This is a genomic window from Actinomadura pelletieri DSM 43383 (assembly GCF_003634705.1).
Lineage (GTDB): Bacteria > Actinomycetota > Actinomycetes > Streptosporangiales > Streptosporangiaceae > Spirillospora > Spirillospora pelletieri.
The window spans coordinates 402,685-417,709 of sequence record NZ_RBWU01000008.1 but is presented as its reverse complement, the minus strand read 5'-3'; the positions used below and the strand labels follow the sequence as shown (position 1 = coordinate 417,709).

Genomic DNA, 15,025 nt, shown 5'->3' with positions numbered 1-15,025 from the left:
CACCACCACCAGCGCACCGGTTCCCGCGCGCAACGCGTGTTCCGCCACGCGCCCGGCGTCCTCGATGACCAGCAGCCGGGACGTCGCTGTCGACACAGACGCGGTCATCGTGGGTGCCCGCCTTCACCAGAAGGCCCGACCGGGTTGACCAGCGGAACTCCGCGCAGATCCACCCCGGCCAACGCATCGGTTCCCGCGCGCAGCGCGTGGTCCGCCACGCGCCCGGCGCCCTCAATGACCAGCAGCCGGGACGTCGCTGTCGACACAGACGCGGTCATCACCGGCACCCGCCTTCACCGGAAGACGCGACCAGGTTGACCAGCGGAACTTCGCACAGGTCCACCCCGGCCAACGCATCGGTTCCCGCGCGCAGCGCGTGGTCCATCGCGCGCGCGGCGTCCTCAGTGGCCAGCAGCCGGGACGTGGTTGTCGAGACGGGCGGAGTCATCGTGGGTACTCGCCTTTGTCGGGAGGTGCGACAGGGTTGATCGGTGGGGCTTCGCGCAGGGCCAGTGCGGCGAGGGCGTCGGCCTTTGCGCGTAGGGCGCTGTAGCCGGTGGCGAGGCGGCTGGTTTCCTCGTCGGTGAGTCGCAGGCCGGACGCGCGCAGCGCTTGGTCCGCCGCGCGTGCGTCTGCTTCCGTTGGGGTGTTCATGAGACGTCGATCCAGAGGCGGCGTAGCTTGCGCTGGTGGGCGGGGTCGGACGGGTCGTCGACGAATCCGGTTCGTGAGTGGATCACCGTGTGGTTGTTGACGAACTCCATGTCGCCTGCTTCAAGTGCCACGTGGACCGCTGTGCCGGGGCGCCGGAGGAGGGACTCCAGGTACATGAGGCAGGTCATCTCCTCGGCGTCGAGGCGCGGGACGTCCTCGAACCGCATCGCGCTCATGATCCGCTTGGGGGAGAGTGAGCAGGTCAGCGTGCCGCCGCCGTTGGTGGAGAAGATCGGACGGGAAACCCAGCCGGGTTCGCCGGGGGGTTCCTGGCCCTCCCGGTCGGTGGCGTAGTCGCGGGAGACCAGGTCCAGCCATTCGGGGTGCTCGCGTGCCAGGGAGTTGTAGAGCGTTGCCGCGCTGGCCAGTACACGCGCGCCGCCGCTTCTGGCGGGGGCCAGGCACAGGTAGCTGACGATGTCGGTGGGATCGGTGTGGAACGGCGCACCGGCTTTGCTGGCGTAGGTTCCGCTGGGTTGGGCGGGGTGGCGGGCGTCCTCTAGGAGGATCGACAGGTCGCCGGTGCGGTTCTGCGGGACGATCTCGCCCAGCCGTTCGGCGAGCGTGCGGTGGAGTCGGGCCGCCTCCTCGGGCGTGTAGCGCGTCCCTACTGGGAGACCCCGCAGGAGCGCGTAGCCCATGCCGTTCTGGAGGCGGTCCGTTATGTCGGCGATCAGGTCCGTGAGGTCGGACGCGTTGTCGAGCGCGTCCAGGTCGGGTTCGGTTAGGTGTCGTACGTAGGGCTCGCCGGACTCCAGATCGGCGGCGGTCCACACGTTCGGGCCGGTCAGTAGACGTGTCATCGCGCCCACTCCAATCGTGCGATGCCGCCGCGCCAGTAGTGGTATTCGGGGCACACGACCCGGCCGGTGTCGGGACGGCTGATCCACAGCCGCAGCAGGTGCCGTTGGAACGTCGGGTCGTCGGGGTCGTCCTCGAATCCGGTGCGGCTGTGGACGGTCACGAAGTTGTTGACGAACTGGATGTCGCCGACCTCCAGCGTCATGTCCAGCGCGATGCCGGGCCGGGTCGGGATCTCGTCGAGGAACAGCAGGCACTCGACTTCTCGGGCGGTGAGGCGGGGGACGTCCGGAAATCGGGTGGCGCTGAGGATCCGGCCGGTGCGGTAGGCGGCCGACAGCAGGCCGTCGACGTAGGAATAGAGCCGGGAGTAGTACCAGCCGGGGCTGCCGGGGGGTTCCTCGCTGACCCAGTCGGTCGGGAAGCGCTTGTAGAGGATGTCGAGCCATTCCGGGTGTTCGTCCAGCACGATGTTGTAGGCGGTCATCGCGCTGGCGACGAGGCTGATGCCGCCGCTGCGGGCCTGGTTGAGGCACATCAGCCCGACGACGTCGGTCTGGTCGGTGTGGAACGCGGCGGCCGAGGCCGTCGCGTAGCCGCGGGCGTTGTGGCCCTTGGCGCCGAGGTTCTGGATGTGCCCGATCAGGTCGCCCCTGCGGTTCTGCGGGACCAGTTCGCCCATGTGCAGGCCGATCGCCCAGTAGATCTTGGCCGCCTCGTCGACGGTGTAGCGGTCGTGGATCGGCAGGCCGCGCAGCAGCACGAATCCGGTGCCGTGCTCCAGTTCGTCGAGGACGTCGCGGACCTTCTCCGCGAACGTCGGCAGCGGGAAGTCGCGCTTGGACAGCTCCTGTGCCGTCTTGTCGCGGACACCGGCGAGGGCCCGGTCGAACTCCAGGAGGTCGTCCTCGGTGAACCTCCGCGCGTAGGAGTCTTCGGCGCCGATGTCGGCGGCCGTCCATACGCTCCGTCCGGTCACCGGTTCCGTCAGTTTCTCTACCATCACGCGAACTCCAAGTAGAACGGCGGGCGCATGAAACGCGCCCCCGCACAGGCCGTCGTGAAATCTGTTCGTCGTTGAGCTGGCCGGACGTCTCGAAACGGCGGGAACCGGTGGTGGCTTGTGGCTACACCACGGTTCCGTGCCTGTCGTAGAGCCGGGCCAGAAGTTTCGCGATGGTGAGCAGCTGGATCTGCGAGGTGCCTTCGTAGATCCGGAAGATCCGGCAGTCTCGGTAGAGACGCTCGATCTCGCTCTCCTTCACATAGCCGTAGCCGCCATGGATCTGGAGTGCCTTGTCGACGGACTGGAAACAGTTCTCGCTCGCCACGTACTTGGCGATCGAGCCGGCCCGCCGGACGTCTTGGGACTGGTCGCGGAGCGCCGCCGCGTGGTAGGCGTGCAGGCGCCCGGAGTAGACGAGCGCGTCGATCTCGGCGAGCAGCAGCTGAATGGCCTGCAGCTCGCGGATCGGTCGTCCGAACTGGACCCGCGTGGACGCGTAGCCGGTCGCGAGGTCGAGGGCCCGCATCGCGACGCCGTTGGCCAGGGCCGCCACGTCGATACGGGCGCTGTTGAGGACTTCGAGCGCGATGCGTCCGCCGCCGCCGGGTTCGCCGAGGACGGCGTCCGGCTCGACCACGACGCCGTCGAGGGTGATCTCGTAGGCGTGCTCGCCGCGGATGCCAAGCTTCTCGATGGGTGCGGAGAACCCGAGACCGTCCGCGTCGGTGGGGACGAGGAACGCGGTGATGCCCCGGATGCCCGCACCGGGGTCGGTCATGGCGAACACGACGATCGCGTCGGATTCGCGGGCGTTGCTGATGAAGGTCTTGTTTCCTGAGATGGTCCAGCCGTCCGGCCCGGCGATGGCGCGGGTCCGGATCCGGCTGATGTCGGAACCGGCGTCCGGTTCCGTGAGGGCGAACGCGACCCGGAACGCTCCAGTGGCGAGGCCGGGGAGGTACCGCTCGCGCTGCTCATCCGACCCGAACCCGCGCAGGGTCTCCATGCCGAGGTAGTGCCCGGCGAAGACCGATCCGAGGGACGCGTCGGCGTAGGCGACCTCCTCCATGGCGAGCACCTGGGTCGCCATGTCGAGGCCGAGGCCGCCGTACTCCTCGGGGATCGTGATGCCGAGTAGTCCCATGTCGGCGAGCTGTGCGACCAGCGCGGCCGGGTACTCGGCGTCGACGTCGCGGCGGGCCGCGCCCGGCGTCACCTCCTTGCGGCAGAACTCCCGCAGGGTCTCGCGGAACTCCCGCCGCTGGTCGTCGAGAAGGTCGAACACCCGGGCCCCTCCCGTTCCTGTTCGGCGCTGGACAGTACGTCGATCATCTGCAACGCTGTCATCTAGTAAAAATCGAAGGTCACTGAATGAAAGCATATGGTCGAGGGTTGGGCAAGACCTCGGCACACGATGACCACGCACGACGACCACGGAGGACGAAGAGGGTGTCGACAGACAACGGCCCGGCGCCGACCCGCACCGTCGAGCGGGCGCTATCGCTGCTGGTGGAGGTCGCCACCAACGACGGCCTCGGCCTGGTGGACCTCGCACGGCGCGTCAACCTGTCCCCGGCGACCGCGTCGCGGCTGCTGCGCACGCTGGAGGCGACCGAGTTCGTCCGGCGCGACGAGGACGGCGCCTACCACGGCGCGAGCCGCCTGATCCAGGTGGCCGTGACGTTCACGAGCAACGTCCCGCTGTACCGGCTCGCCGAACCCCATCTCGCCGCGCTGCGGGACGAGGCCGGGGAGAGCGCCTACCTGGGCGTCGCCGGTCCGCAGGACACGGTGCTGTACGCGCGGATGGCCGAGAGCGACAAGTCGATCCGGCACAGCGGCTGGCTCGGCAAGACCGTGCCGACGAAGGGCACCGCGATCGGCGGCGCGCTGCGCGACAACTGCGGCGAGCACGGCTATGTCAGCGCGAGCCACGCCCTGGAGGACGGTGTGACGGCCGTCGCCGCGCCCGTGCGCTGGCCGGACGGCACCGTCGCCGCCGCGATCAGCGTCGTCGGCCCGACGTTCCGGATCTCCGACACGCAGGTGCACACGATCGGGAAGCTCGTCGCGGCGCGCGCCCAGGCCATGTCCCGTGAGCTCGGCACACCGGATTCCACCACCGGCACGAAGGAGGGAACGTGACGACCCCCGTGATGGCCCCATGATCTCCGAGGACGCCGCACCGCCCGTGGGCACGCGTTCGCGGAGCGCCCGTCACATCACCGATCACCGCGACATCGAACTGCCCGTTCTGCTGCGGTTGCTGGAGCAGGTCCGTCCGTCCGGCGACGCGGAGCTGGTGTCGTTGCGCTGGGACCGTGCGTTCTCATCGCTGAACGCCGGTACGGCCGTGCGGTTGGAGGCGACCGTCACCCGGCGGGTGCCCGACGCGGGCCCGGCACATGCGGCCATCCACCAGTCGGTCCATGTCGTGGACGACGATGACCGCGTCCGGTCACGGTCGTCGGTGGTCTGGAGCGCTCCAATCGACCTGTCCCCCGGCGTGGCCGCGGAGTGGGAGGCCGCCGACTTCGCGTCGGTGCGCTGGGGCGCGCGGCTGCGCGACCGGCTCTCCGCCGACCCCGCCTTCGCCCTCGCCGCGCGCAGCTTCGACGGCACGATCGCGTTCACGGCCCCCGACCGGCAGGTGCACTTCCGGATCTACCGGGGCGCGGTGATCGAGGTCGCCCGCAAGTCCCTGGACGGCGCGACGTTCGCGATCGACGGCCCGGACCTCGCCTGGGTCGAGCTGCTCGGCGCCGCGTCCAACGACTTCGTTCGCCGCACCAGCGAGGGTCGGTTCCGTGTTCATGGCAGTGGCTACCAGTACCTGCGCATGATCAAGACCGTGATGATCATGCTCGATCACGCCCGTGCGCTGGAACGGGAGACGGTCAGGGAGGCGACCCATGCATAACGCCGACTACCTGGAACTCGACGGCCGTCTGGCGTTCGTCGAGACCTGGCCGGGGAGCCGTCCGGCCGTCTTCTGCGTCCACACCGCCGGTCAGAGCGGCGTGCAATACCGGCACGCGGCGGCGGAACTCGCCGAACTAGGCTTCACGGTGGTCGTGCCCGACCTGCCCGGACACGGTCGTTCCGAACCGGCGGCGGACGGCCCGATCAGCGACCTGTCCTGGTACGCCGCCTGGTGCACGCGGCTGATCGCCGCGCTCGGGCTGGAACGTCCCTACCTGCTGGGCTGTTCGATCGGCGGCAGCATCGCGCTGGACATGGCCACGACGATGCCCGGCCTGTCCGGCGTGGTCGCGCTCGACCCGTCCGGCGTGCTGGGCAGCGACGGCAAACCGCCACCGCGCCCCGTCCTGGAGGACTCCGGCTCCCCGAGCATGCGCGACCGGACCTACTTCGGGACGGTCGAGGCATGCGGCCGGTCGGTGCCCACCGAACGGGTCGAGCTGATCGCGCAGATGCACTGCCGGGAGGACTGGCACATCACCGTCAGCGACATCCACGGCGCCCTCACCCACGACATCCGTGACGCGCTCGCCGACATCACCTGCCCGGTGCGGATCCTCACCGGGGAGGACGACTATTTCGTCCCGCCGAGCCGGGTCAGGCGGATCGCCGACCTCGTCCCGCACGCCGTCTTCGAGTTGATGCCCGGCATCGGGCACTACCCGATGGAGGAGCTGCCCGACTTCGCGGAGCGCTTCGACCGCTGGGTGAAGGACTTCGACGAGGTCGCGCCATGAGCCCGCGAAACGAGGCGTTCATCGTCGGCGCGTACGAGCATCCGCGCCGCGACATCCCCGACCTGTCGGTGGCGGAGATCCACGCCGAGGTGGCCCTGCGCGCGCTCGCCGACGCCGGGCTGGCCCCGTCCGACGTCGACGCGTACTTCTGCGACTCCGACGCGCCGGGCGTGGGGCCGCTGTCGATGGCGGAGTACCTGGGCCTGCGCTGCCGGTACCTCGACACGACCGAGACCGGCGGGGCCTCGTACCTGTCGCATGTCGGGCACGCCGCCGCCGCGATCGCCCTCGGCAAGTGCCGGGTCGCGCTGGTCGTCATGGGCGGACGGCCCCGCAGTCTGCGCCGCGCGTCCGGACCCGACCTGTCCGGGGCACCGGAGACGCGCCACGAGACGCACTGGGGGATCACCGACACCGTGCACAACTACGCGCTGGCGGCGATGCGGCACATGCACGAGTTCGGCACGACGTCCCGGCAGCTCGCCGAGGTGAAGGTGGCCGCGTCGCTGCACGCCCGGCACAACCCGAACGCGTTCCTGCGCACCCCGGTCACCATCGACGACGTGCTGTCCTCGCCCATGATCAGCGACCCGCTGCACCGGCTGGACTGCTGCGTCATGACCGACGGCGGCGGCGCGGTCGTCGTGGCCGGACGCGAGGTCGCCCGGCGGCTCCAGCGCCGATCGGTCACGATCCTCGGGCACGGCGAGGCCGCGAAGGGCACCGGCACCGGACGTCCCGACCTGACCCACACCGCGGCGGTCTGGTCCGGGCCCGCGGCTTTCACGGAGGCGGGCGTCACCCCGGCGGACATCGACTACGCGTCCATCTACGACTCGTTCACCATCACGGCGCTGATGGCCCTGGAAGACCTGGGGTTCTGCGAGAAGGGGAAGGGCGGACGGTTCGTCGAGGACGGCACGCTCGTCGCCCCCCACGGCCGTCTCCCCATGAACACCGACGGCGGCGGGCTGTGCAACAACCAGCCCGACAACCGGGGAGGGATGGCCCGGATGATCGAAGCGGTGCGCCAGTTGCGCGGGGAGGCCGCACCTGAGGTGCAGGTCCCCGACTGCCGCCTGGCGGTGGTGCACGGGTCGGGCGGTCGGCTCGCCACCCGGAGTTCGGCCGCCACGCTGATCCTGGGGCGGGAGGACGCATGAGCACACGACTGCCCCGGGCCGATTTCACACCGTCCGACGCGGACGAACCGTTCTGGGCCGCCACCACCGAGGGACGGCTCCTCCTCTCACGCTGCGAGTCGTGCGCCACGGTCATCTGGTATCCCCGACCGTTCTGCCCACGCTGCGGAGGCCGTGAAGTCACACGTTTCCCGGCGTCGGGTGTAGGGACCGTCTACACCTACACGGTCGTCCGCAAGGCGCGCGGCGAGTACCGCGACCTGACCCCGTACGTGGTCGCCTACGTCGAACTCGCCGAGGGTCCGCGCATCCTCACCAACATCGTCGACTGTGACGCGGCCGACGTGCACATCGGCCAACGCGTGGTTCTGTCCTTCGACGCCCCCGACGGTGCCCGCGCCCGGCTCTACCGCTTCCACCCGGAAACGGGGTGAGGGAAACCCGACGTGGATCTTGGTGGTGCCGGTACTGCTCACCGCACCCGTCCCCGCCGATCATGGTTCGGCCGAACGGTCGACCATCCGGACGAGGGGAACCATGCCGATCTCAGTACGGCGCCGTGCGACACCGGTGTTCGTCGGACTCGCGGCGCTGCTCACGACACTGGCCGTCCCGCAGACCGCGCGGGCCGAGCCCGCCGACCCGGTCGTGCGCGCCATCGCGTCCAGCGCCCATCCGCTGCGCTCCACCGAGCCCGCGGGCGACCCAAGGGACCTGAAGCCGCTGGGCGCGATGGTGGACGGCGCCACCGTGGTCGGGCTGGGCGAGGCCACGCACAACTCGCGGGAGTTCTTCACCATGAAACACCGGGTCTTCCGCTACCTGGTGCGGGAGAAGGGCTTCCGCGCGTTCAGCCAGGAGGTGCACGTCGCCGCCGGGCTGCGGATCAACGACTACGTCCTGCACGGCAAGGGCGACATCCGGAAGATCATGAACGAGGAGTTCCAGGGCGGTACCGGGCTCTGGAACACCCGCGAGTACCTCGACCTCTTCCGCTGGATGCGCGCCTACAACGCACGGCACACGGACCGGCTGCACTACGTCGGCAACGACCTCGACTTCCCCGGCGAAGAGCTGTTCGCGCGGGTGGACGGTTACGCCAAGCAACACGACCCCACCCTGCTCCCCCAGCTGACCGAGCTGTACCGGGGGCTGCGACCGACCACGGACATGGACACGTGGATCGAGCAGTATCCGCAACGGCCTTACGCCGAGCGCCGCGACCAGGCCGACCGCGCCACGCGCGCCGTGAACCTGCTGCGCGAACGGGGCGCCGACCCGATGACGGTCCAGTACGCGACGTTCATCTTCCAAGTCGCGAAGTTGTACTCCTACGACTTCGACGACGAGGCCGAGATGCTGAAGGCGACGCAGTACCGCGAGGAGGCGATGGCGGACAACACCGTTTGGTGGAGCCGCCAGACCGGCCGGACGCTGCTGTCCGCGCACAACGGCCACGTCGCGTACGGCAACTCTTATCCGCAGTTCCCGCGCCGCATCCAGGGCGACCTCATTCGTGAGCAGATCGGCCGCCGCTATGTCAGCGTCGGGTTCACCTTCTACCGTGGCGGGTTCAACGCGTCCCCGCCCGGCGGCGGCCCGTTCCGTAAGGTCGTCGTGGGCCCCGCCCCGGCGAACTACAACGAGGCCACACTCGACAAGGTTCGCTATCGCGATTTCATCTTCGACACCCGGACCGTCGCGCCCGTGGCCCGTAACTGGCTCGGCAAGTCGCGTCCCGCGTACGACTTCGGCACCGAGTACCCCGACTCGTTCAACTCGACCGTCGCCCTGGGCACCTTCTACGACGTCGTCATCCACCTGCACCGGGTACGAGCCGCGCGACTCCTGTAGCACGTCCCGCTAGGGGGCCTGGTCGCCATGGGCGGCCAGGCCCAACGCGCGTAGTGCCTCGGTGATGTCGCCGCTGGTCAACGCCCGCTCCGGATCGATCAGCCAGTGCATCATCAGCCCGGTCAGCAAGGTCTGACACAGCGACCCGACCATCCTGGCGGTCTCCGGATCACCGGACGCCGCGGCGCCACCGAAGATCTCCGCCAGCCCCGCGCGTCCCTCGGCCATGCTCGCCGTCAGGGCGTCGCGCAGCTCGGGGACGTGCTGCGCCTGCACCATCATCTCCGCCAGCACGGCCCACAGCGGACGGTCGGCCTCGAACGACGCGGTGATCTGCGCCCAGGCGACCTCGAAGCGCCGCGCCGGTGACGGGGCACGCTCGACGGCGTCCTCGATCATCCGCTCCAGCCGGTCGCCCCACTCCTCCATCGCCTGATGCAGGGCGGTGTTGAGCAGCGCCTCGGTCGAACCGAAGTGGTAGCCGATGGCGGCGAGGCTGGTCCCCGCGGTCTCGGTGAGGTCGCGGGCGGTCGTACGCGTGTATCCCTTGCGCTCCAGGCATTCCCGGGCGGCGAGCAGCAGTTTCTCTCGGTTTCCCACCCCTGAATGATATCAGCGTCTTAGACGAACGTCTTGAAATTTGTCTTAGACGCTGTATACGTTCGGTGGGCCGCCACCCACGCAGCGGCTCGAACAGGGGGAACCGATGTCACGACCGGTCTCACGCCGAGGCGTCCTCATCGGCGGCGCCGCCGCGGGCGCCGCACTGACCCTGGGGGCGGGACGCCCTCCAAAGACCGACCGCACCCGACGACGCCTGGCACTGCGCGGCGTCACCGTCATTGACGCCACCCGCCGCCGCCCCCAGCCGAACTCAACGATCCTGATCGAGGGCGACCGCATCATCGCCGTGGGACGACGCGACGAGATTCCCGTCCGCCACAACGTCACGGTCATCGACCTACCGGGCAGATACGTCATCCCCGGGCTGTGCGAGATGCACGCGCACAGCATCGGCACGCACCGGATCTCCCCGCCGCTCTACCTCGCCAACGGGGTGACGACCGTCCGGGAGATGAGCGGTTCGGACGTGGTGAGCCAGTGGCGAAAGGACATCCAGCGCGGCACCTTGGCGGGTCCCCGCTGGACGATCGCCAGCACGATCATCGACGGCTCCCCGTCCCTGCTGGCCGGACCGGACGATCCGGACAGCGCCCTCCTGGTCACCCGTCCGTCCGAGGCCCGCGCGGCGGTCCGCCGGGTCAAGGCCGAGGGCGCCGACTTCGCCAAGATCTACTCCAGACTGAGCCCCGAGGCCTTCGCGGCGGTCGCGGACGAGGCCAGGCGGCAGGGCCTACCGCTGGCCGGACACTGCCCCGACCGAGTGGCCCCCACCCAGGCCGCCCGCCTCGGCCAACGCAGCATCGAACACGTCCACTCACTGTGGTGCGCCACGTCCACCCGTGACCGGCAGGTACGAAAGGCCCTCGACGCCATCACGATCGGGCCGGGCGACTACGCCGCCTGGTTCCGCCAGTTCCACCCGGCGGAGTGGCTGGCGACCAGCCACTACAGCCCCCGCCGCGCCGCCACGCTCTTCGACCGCCTGAACACGAGCGGCACGTGGGTCACGCCCACGCTGAGCATGCACCTGATCGTTGACCGCCCCGAGGACCTCGTCCGGAACGACCCGCGCCTCAAGTACATCCCCGCCGCCGACCAGGAGTGGTGGCAGTGGGCGGTCGACAACATCTACCTCCCCGGCCGCCGCCCCGCGGAGATCAAGCAGCAGCGTGAACTGTTCGACCGCCGACTCCGCTTCATCGGCGCGATGCGACGCGCCGGGGTGCGCCTTCTCCCCGGCAGCGAGGCGGGCTTCATCTACGCCTACCCCGGTTTCAGCCTGCACGAGGAACTGGCCCTCCTGGTACGCGCGGGCCTGACACCCCTGGAGGCGATCGGCACGGCCACCCTGGAACCGGCCCGCTACCTCGGCGTCGAACGTGACCTGGGATCAATCCACCCGGGCAGGCTCGCCGACCTGGTCGTCCTGGACGCCGACCCCCTCGCCGACATCCGCAACACCACCAAGATCAACACCGTCGTGACGGGCGGCCGACTGATCACCTCCACCCAACGCAAACGGATGCTCGCCGACGTCGAGCGCGCCGCCGCCACACCGGACGACACCCTGCCCGCGGCCGCCGTCGGCTGCGGTTGCCACGCACCTCGTCACACGACCTTCCGGACGCTGTAACGCAGAAGCTGCGTACCGGTCGGGCTGGTACACGCCGACCGGAGTTCCAGCCCCCCGGTCGGCACGCCGTCGAACAGACGTCGGCCCTTGCCTGCCAGGTACGGGGTCATGACCAGCGCCAACTCGTCCACCAGATTCTGGGCGAGAAGAGACTGGGCCAGGGACACGCTGCCGTGGACGCCGATGTCACCCCCCGAGGCGGCACGAAGCGGCGCGAGCCGCTCCGCGAGGGACGCCCCCGGCTCCCCGCCGAGAACCTCGGCCCGGTTCCACGGCGTCTTCAGCGGCGTGGAGGTGACCACGACCTTCCGCACGTTGTTGATGAAGCTTGCGAACGGCTCCTCACTGGCCGTCGGCCAGTAGGACGCCCAGTCGTCGTAACCGGCCCGCCCGAGCAGCACGGTGTCCTGGGTGCCGATGACCTCCCCGAGGTTCTCCCGCATCATCTCGTCGAAGTCGTGGACGAACACCGGCGGGTCCTCGACCACACCGTCCACCGAGATGAACCCGTAGTAAACGATCTTGCGCACGGATGACGTCCTTCCTGTTCCAGGCCGGGCGTCGCCCGGCCCGATCGCCGACCTGGAACGTTAGGAGGACGCGAACACTCCGGTCTTGTACAGCAGCGACAGCGGCTCCACCGAATCTCCGTCCTTCAACCGGGTCGCCGTCCACCCGACGTAGCGGGTCAGCGACCGCGCCAGGTGCGCCTGGTCGAAGTACCCGAGCCCGTGGATCACATCGTGGACATGCGCGCCCCCCTGGATCAGGAGCGCCGCATGCCGGGCGCGGTCGATCCGCTGGATGGCGCCGTGCGCAAAGCCGGTCGTCGCCGCGAAACGCCGCTGGACGGTGCGTTCCGACACGTTCGGCGTCCGTCCGTCGAGCACCGTGGCAACGATGGGATCACGGACCAGGACACCTTCGCGCACCATCCGCCGGACGAACCACTCGGCGTTGTCATAGTCAGGGAGACACCAGGCGGAACCCTGCAACCAGAACGACCTGCGCGTCACATCGGGAATCTCCACGAACCCATCGACGAGCCGGTCGATCGGAAGGTGCGGCATCGTCGTGCCGAGCGAGAAGCTGATGCCGAAGAACACGGCGTCCTCGGGCACGGGGGCCGTACTCGCCCTGGACTCCGGCCCCTGGACGGCCGCACAGACCCGACCGGCCTGCTCCCAGAACACCAGATTCCACTCCGGAGACGCGATCGACATCATCCGTTCGACATCATGGCTACGACTCCGCCACACCCGCTGAATGTACGGCGATTCCGACGCCCGATGCTCGAAGTCCAACCCCATGACAGGCATCCCCAATGCCATCGACTTCCGCCCGAACCCCGAGTCTGGCACACACCAGGTCAAGCAGCCACCAACCCGACCGAGCACCGCGAACCCCGCTGACCTGGCCAGACGCACCAAGGACGCGGGTGCGCGCCCGAAGCCTGTGCGGGCAGGCACCGGGCGCACGCTGAGCGGAAAGGGTGAAGACCCTAGCTGTCGGGGTCGTAGAACCTGCCACAGCCGTAGCTGACGGCGTCCACCTCGTTGTTCCCGTAACCCACAAGAGTGCCCTTATCGCCGGGGAGCGCGGGATACACCACTCGCCACTCGTTCCATTTGGCATGCCAGTTCAACAGCAGGACATGCCTGTTGCCGTTGTTGTAGAACGCGGAGGCACGGTCGCCTCTACCACTGCGGCCGATATCGATGAGGGTATTACAGTCGGCGCTTCCCGCATAGAAGCGGCCGGTGCCGTCGGTGTAGTCATAGAGGCACAATAAGTAGCGATCGCACTGGTAGGCGGCCGCGTTGGCGGCAGGAGCGGGAAACAGGACCGATGCGGCAGCGACGGCCCCGGCGAGGGCGAAGGCCTTACGTCGAATCTTCATGGCACCCTTCTCCACAATTCAGGCAGAGCCAATGTTGCCGCAGGCGCGCTCGCCCCAACAGAAATCAACGATGACATTTCCCGCGAAATTCATGCACATCTGGGCATGGATGCGGCGACGACCGCACCGCGAACGAGGTGTACGGGATATTGACCTCGACGCGCTGCCCTGCCGCACACGCAAGGCCGCTCACGCGATCGAACAGGCGCACGTACTGGGATGCTCAGCCAGAACGAGAGCGCCGTCCGCCGAACCGCCGCGCCAAGAAAATGTCCCCAGCCAGAGTCCACAAGAACCCCTGGTCCGAGATCTGGTCGCCGACCTTCACAGCCGCGCCGCGAGCCGAGCACTGCGCGGTCTCGCCTGACGCACGAACCTGCCCGACGACAGTTTCCGTAAGGAAACGACCGCAGAACGTAGTGCGTAGTGTGCCGCCCTCAGGTGTCGCAACGACACAAAGGGCGGCCCCGAGCGGCGTTGCAGCGCCGCTCCCGGGGCCTTGGCCGGAAGGTGGGTTCACCCATGGCAAAACGTACGAGTTCCCTGGACCGGCACGTGGCGTTGAGGGTGTATCTGTCGGCCCGGCGGCTTGGGGTCGAGTTGACCTGGCGCGGGCTGCGTGTGTCGATGCCCGACGCCGACCCCGCAGGGATCGCGTGCCGCGCCCGCCCGGACGACGGCCGACGGCACGGGTTCTTCACGTCCACGGACGAACCCGTGGCCGAACTGGAGCGCAGGTTTCCCGGCGTATCGGCGTGGTGGGGTGAGTTCACCGGTCGTTGGTGGGCGGTAACCCGCGACGGGACGGGACAGTACCGCCTCGTCGAGGCGTCCACACCGGAGGAACTGGCCGTCCTGATCGCCGAACTGCGGCGGCCCATCCCCCACCCCGTGCCGAGGTACTCCAGGGACGAACTGCGCGCCGCGCCACCGCCGCGCCCCACTTGAATGGCTCGTCCTGCACCTGGCAGAACGGCCTCGACTGGGGGCCTCGTTGGGGGCCGATTCCGACAGGGCCGCCGACTTCGTCGTGAGCGCTCTCGGCGTGAGTTTTCACTAGGTGCCTTGGATGGTTCGTCCTGCCGGGGTTCCGAAGAGCCAGTGGCGGCCCGGAGGGGCAGGGGGAAGCGTGCCGTGAGTCAGGTCGACTATCGCTGTCGCCAGTTCGACGAGGGGCGCGGGGGTGATGTGTTCCGCGCCCCGCAACCAGCGGGTCGCGTCCTCCTCGATTTCGTCCCAGGCCGCGACCTCGTCTCGACTCACGCCGCCGCGGGCCTCGATGCGGCGGGCCGCTTCGGTGACGCAGTCCAACAGTAGGCGCCGCTGCTCGTCGTCGTAATGGTCGAGCAGGACGCTTGTGTTCACGACCAGCTGGGTTCGCAGGTCCTCCTCCAGGTCCGGCCACCACGCGGGGCGCGTGTCCGCCGGTGTCTCCGCGCCTACCCGCGCCGCCTCGAAGAACAGGATTCCGAGGGCGACGTCGTAGGCCCAGAACATGGCGTCGCCGGAGCACACCGGCACGGTCTTACTCATCGCTCCACCTCGACGGACTGATCGGTTCGGTACACACCCTGCCCGCGGCGACTCGAAGGGGTCATCTGAATTCCCCTTGAAGGGCTTGGGGCAGCGGCG

The 15,025-nt window shown here is 69.0% G+C and carries 18 protein-coding genes; 8 read left to right on the top strand and 10 right to left on the bottom strand.

The window, feature by feature from the left end:
* Positions 1–277: 277 nt before the first annotated feature.
* From BZB76_RS35070 to BZB76_RS32600, 5 genes are all read right to left on the bottom strand, one after another.
* On the bottom strand, positions 278–448 hold the full coding sequence (locus tag BZB76_RS35070; protein WP_170180875.1) for a hypothetical protein: 171 nt from the start codon (positions 446–448) through the stop codon (positions 278–280).
* Positions 445–654 (bottom strand): hypothetical protein, encoded by a 210-nt coding sequence (locus BZB76_RS34430; protein ID WP_147449641.1) that lies wholly within the window; start codon positions 652–654, stop codon positions 445–447. The genes BZB76_RS35070 and BZB76_RS34430 overlap by 4 nt, the downstream gene beginning before the upstream one ends.
* On the bottom strand, positions 651–1,517 hold the full coding sequence (locus BZB76_RS32610; protein ID WP_147449640.1) for a TauD/TfdA family dioxygenase: 867 nt from the start codon (positions 1,515–1,517) through the stop codon (positions 651–653). The genes BZB76_RS34430 and BZB76_RS32610 overlap by 4 nt, the downstream gene beginning before the upstream one ends.
* Positions 1,514–2,518 carry a TauD/TfdA family dioxygenase gene (locus BZB76_RS32605; protein ID WP_121438269.1) on the bottom strand — a complete coding sequence of 335 codons (1,005 nt, stop codon included), beginning with the start codon at positions 2,516–2,518 and terminating at the stop codon, positions 1,514–1,516. Before BZB76_RS32605 ends, BZB76_RS32610 begins: the two co-directional genes overlap by 4 nt.
* Before the next feature lie 124 nt (positions 2,519–2,642).
* Positions 2,643–3,806, bottom strand: a complete 1,164-nt coding sequence (locus tag BZB76_RS32600; protein WP_211343303.1) for an acyl-CoA dehydrogenase family protein — start codon at positions 3,804–3,806, stop codon at positions 2,643–2,645.
* A gap of 164 nt (positions 3,807–3,970) precedes the next feature.
* Between BZB76_RS32600 and BZB76_RS34425 the strand changes: the two genes are divergently transcribed.
* The 6 genes from BZB76_RS34425 to BZB76_RS32565 all read left to right on the top strand — a co-directional run bounded on the left by BZB76_RS34425 (position 3,971) and on the right by BZB76_RS32565 (position 9,236).
* Positions 3,971–4,666 carry an IclR family transcriptional regulator gene (locus BZB76_RS34425; RefSeq protein WP_170180874.1) on the top strand — a complete coding sequence of 232 codons (696 nt, stop codon included), beginning with the start codon at positions 3,971–3,973 and terminating at the stop codon, positions 4,664–4,666.
* Positions 4,667–4,685: 19 nt separating this feature from the next.
* A complete protein-coding gene (locus tag BZB76_RS32585; RefSeq protein WP_121438267.1) occupies positions 4,686–5,441 on the top strand; it encodes a hypothetical protein in 756 nt (251 codons plus the stop codon).
* A complete protein-coding gene (locus BZB76_RS32580; RefSeq protein ID WP_121438266.1) occupies positions 5,434–6,240 on the top strand; it encodes an alpha/beta fold hydrolase in 807 nt (268 codons plus the stop codon). Before BZB76_RS32585 ends, BZB76_RS32580 begins: the two co-directional genes overlap by 8 nt.
* Positions 6,237–7,403 (top strand): thiolase domain-containing protein, encoded by a 1,167-nt coding sequence (locus tag BZB76_RS32575; protein ID WP_121438265.1) that lies wholly within the window; start codon positions 6,237–6,239, stop codon positions 7,401–7,403. Before BZB76_RS32580 ends, BZB76_RS32575 begins: the two co-directional genes overlap by 4 nt.
* Positions 7,400–7,816: a Zn-ribbon domain-containing OB-fold protein gene (locus tag BZB76_RS32570; RefSeq protein WP_121438264.1), complete on the top strand. Its 417-nt coding sequence runs from the start codon at positions 7,400–7,402 to the stop codon at positions 7,814–7,816. The genes BZB76_RS32575 and BZB76_RS32570 overlap by 4 nt, the downstream gene beginning before the upstream one ends.
* A gap of 103 nt (positions 7,817–7,919) precedes the next feature.
* A complete protein-coding gene (locus BZB76_RS32565; protein ID WP_147449637.1) occupies positions 7,920–9,236 on the top strand; it encodes an erythromycin esterase family protein in 1,317 nt (438 codons plus the stop codon).
* Between the two features lie 9 nt (positions 9,237–9,245).
* Here BZB76_RS32565 and BZB76_RS32560 read toward each other — a convergent pair whose 3' ends face one another.
* Positions 9,246–9,836 (bottom strand): TetR/AcrR family transcriptional regulator, encoded by a 591-nt coding sequence (locus BZB76_RS32560; RefSeq protein ID WP_121438262.1) that lies wholly within the window; start codon positions 9,834–9,836, stop codon positions 9,246–9,248.
* 106 nt (positions 9,837–9,942) lie between these two features.
* Between BZB76_RS32560 and BZB76_RS32555 the strand changes: the two genes are divergently transcribed.
* Positions 9,943–11,493, top strand: coding sequence for an amidohydrolase family protein (locus tag BZB76_RS32555; RefSeq protein WP_121438261.1), 1,551 nt, complete (start codon positions 9,943–9,945; stop codon positions 11,491–11,493).
* On the opposite strand, the gene BZB76_RS32550 is transcribed toward BZB76_RS32555, so the two are convergent.
* The 3 genes from BZB76_RS32550 to BZB76_RS32540 all read right to left on the bottom strand — a co-directional run bounded on the left by BZB76_RS32550 (position 11,469) and on the right by BZB76_RS32540 (position 13,393).
* Positions 11,469–12,023, bottom strand: a complete 555-nt coding sequence (locus BZB76_RS32550; RefSeq protein WP_121438260.1) for a dihydrofolate reductase family protein — start codon at positions 12,021–12,023, stop codon at positions 11,469–11,471. The two genes, BZB76_RS32555 and BZB76_RS32550, sit on opposite strands and share 25 nt — an antisense overlap.
* Before the next feature lie 60 nt (positions 12,024–12,083).
* On the bottom strand, positions 12,084–12,719 hold the full coding sequence (locus BZB76_RS32545) for a helix-turn-helix domain-containing protein (RefSeq protein ID WP_211343302.1): 636 nt from the start codon (positions 12,717–12,719) through the stop codon (positions 12,084–12,086).
* Between the two features lie 275 nt (positions 12,720–12,994).
* Positions 12,995–13,393, bottom strand: coding sequence for a peptidase inhibitor family I36 protein (locus BZB76_RS32540; RefSeq protein WP_121438258.1), 399 nt, complete (start codon positions 13,391–13,393; stop codon positions 12,995–12,997).
* A gap of 522 nt (positions 13,394–13,915) precedes the next feature.
* Here BZB76_RS32540 and BZB76_RS32535 point away from each other — a divergent pair.
* Positions 13,916–14,341 carry a hypothetical protein gene (locus BZB76_RS32535; RefSeq protein WP_147449636.1) on the top strand — a complete coding sequence of 142 codons (426 nt, stop codon included), beginning with the start codon at positions 13,916–13,918 and terminating at the stop codon, positions 14,339–14,341.
* Between the two features lie 108 nt (positions 14,342–14,449).
* Here the strand turns inward: BZB76_RS32535 and BZB76_RS32530 are convergent, their stop codons facing one another.
* Positions 14,450–14,926 carry a hypothetical protein gene (locus BZB76_RS32530; RefSeq protein WP_147449635.1) on the bottom strand — a complete coding sequence of 159 codons (477 nt, stop codon included), beginning with the start codon at positions 14,924–14,926 and terminating at the stop codon, positions 14,450–14,452.
* Between the last annotated feature and the right edge of the window lie 99 nt (positions 14,927–15,025).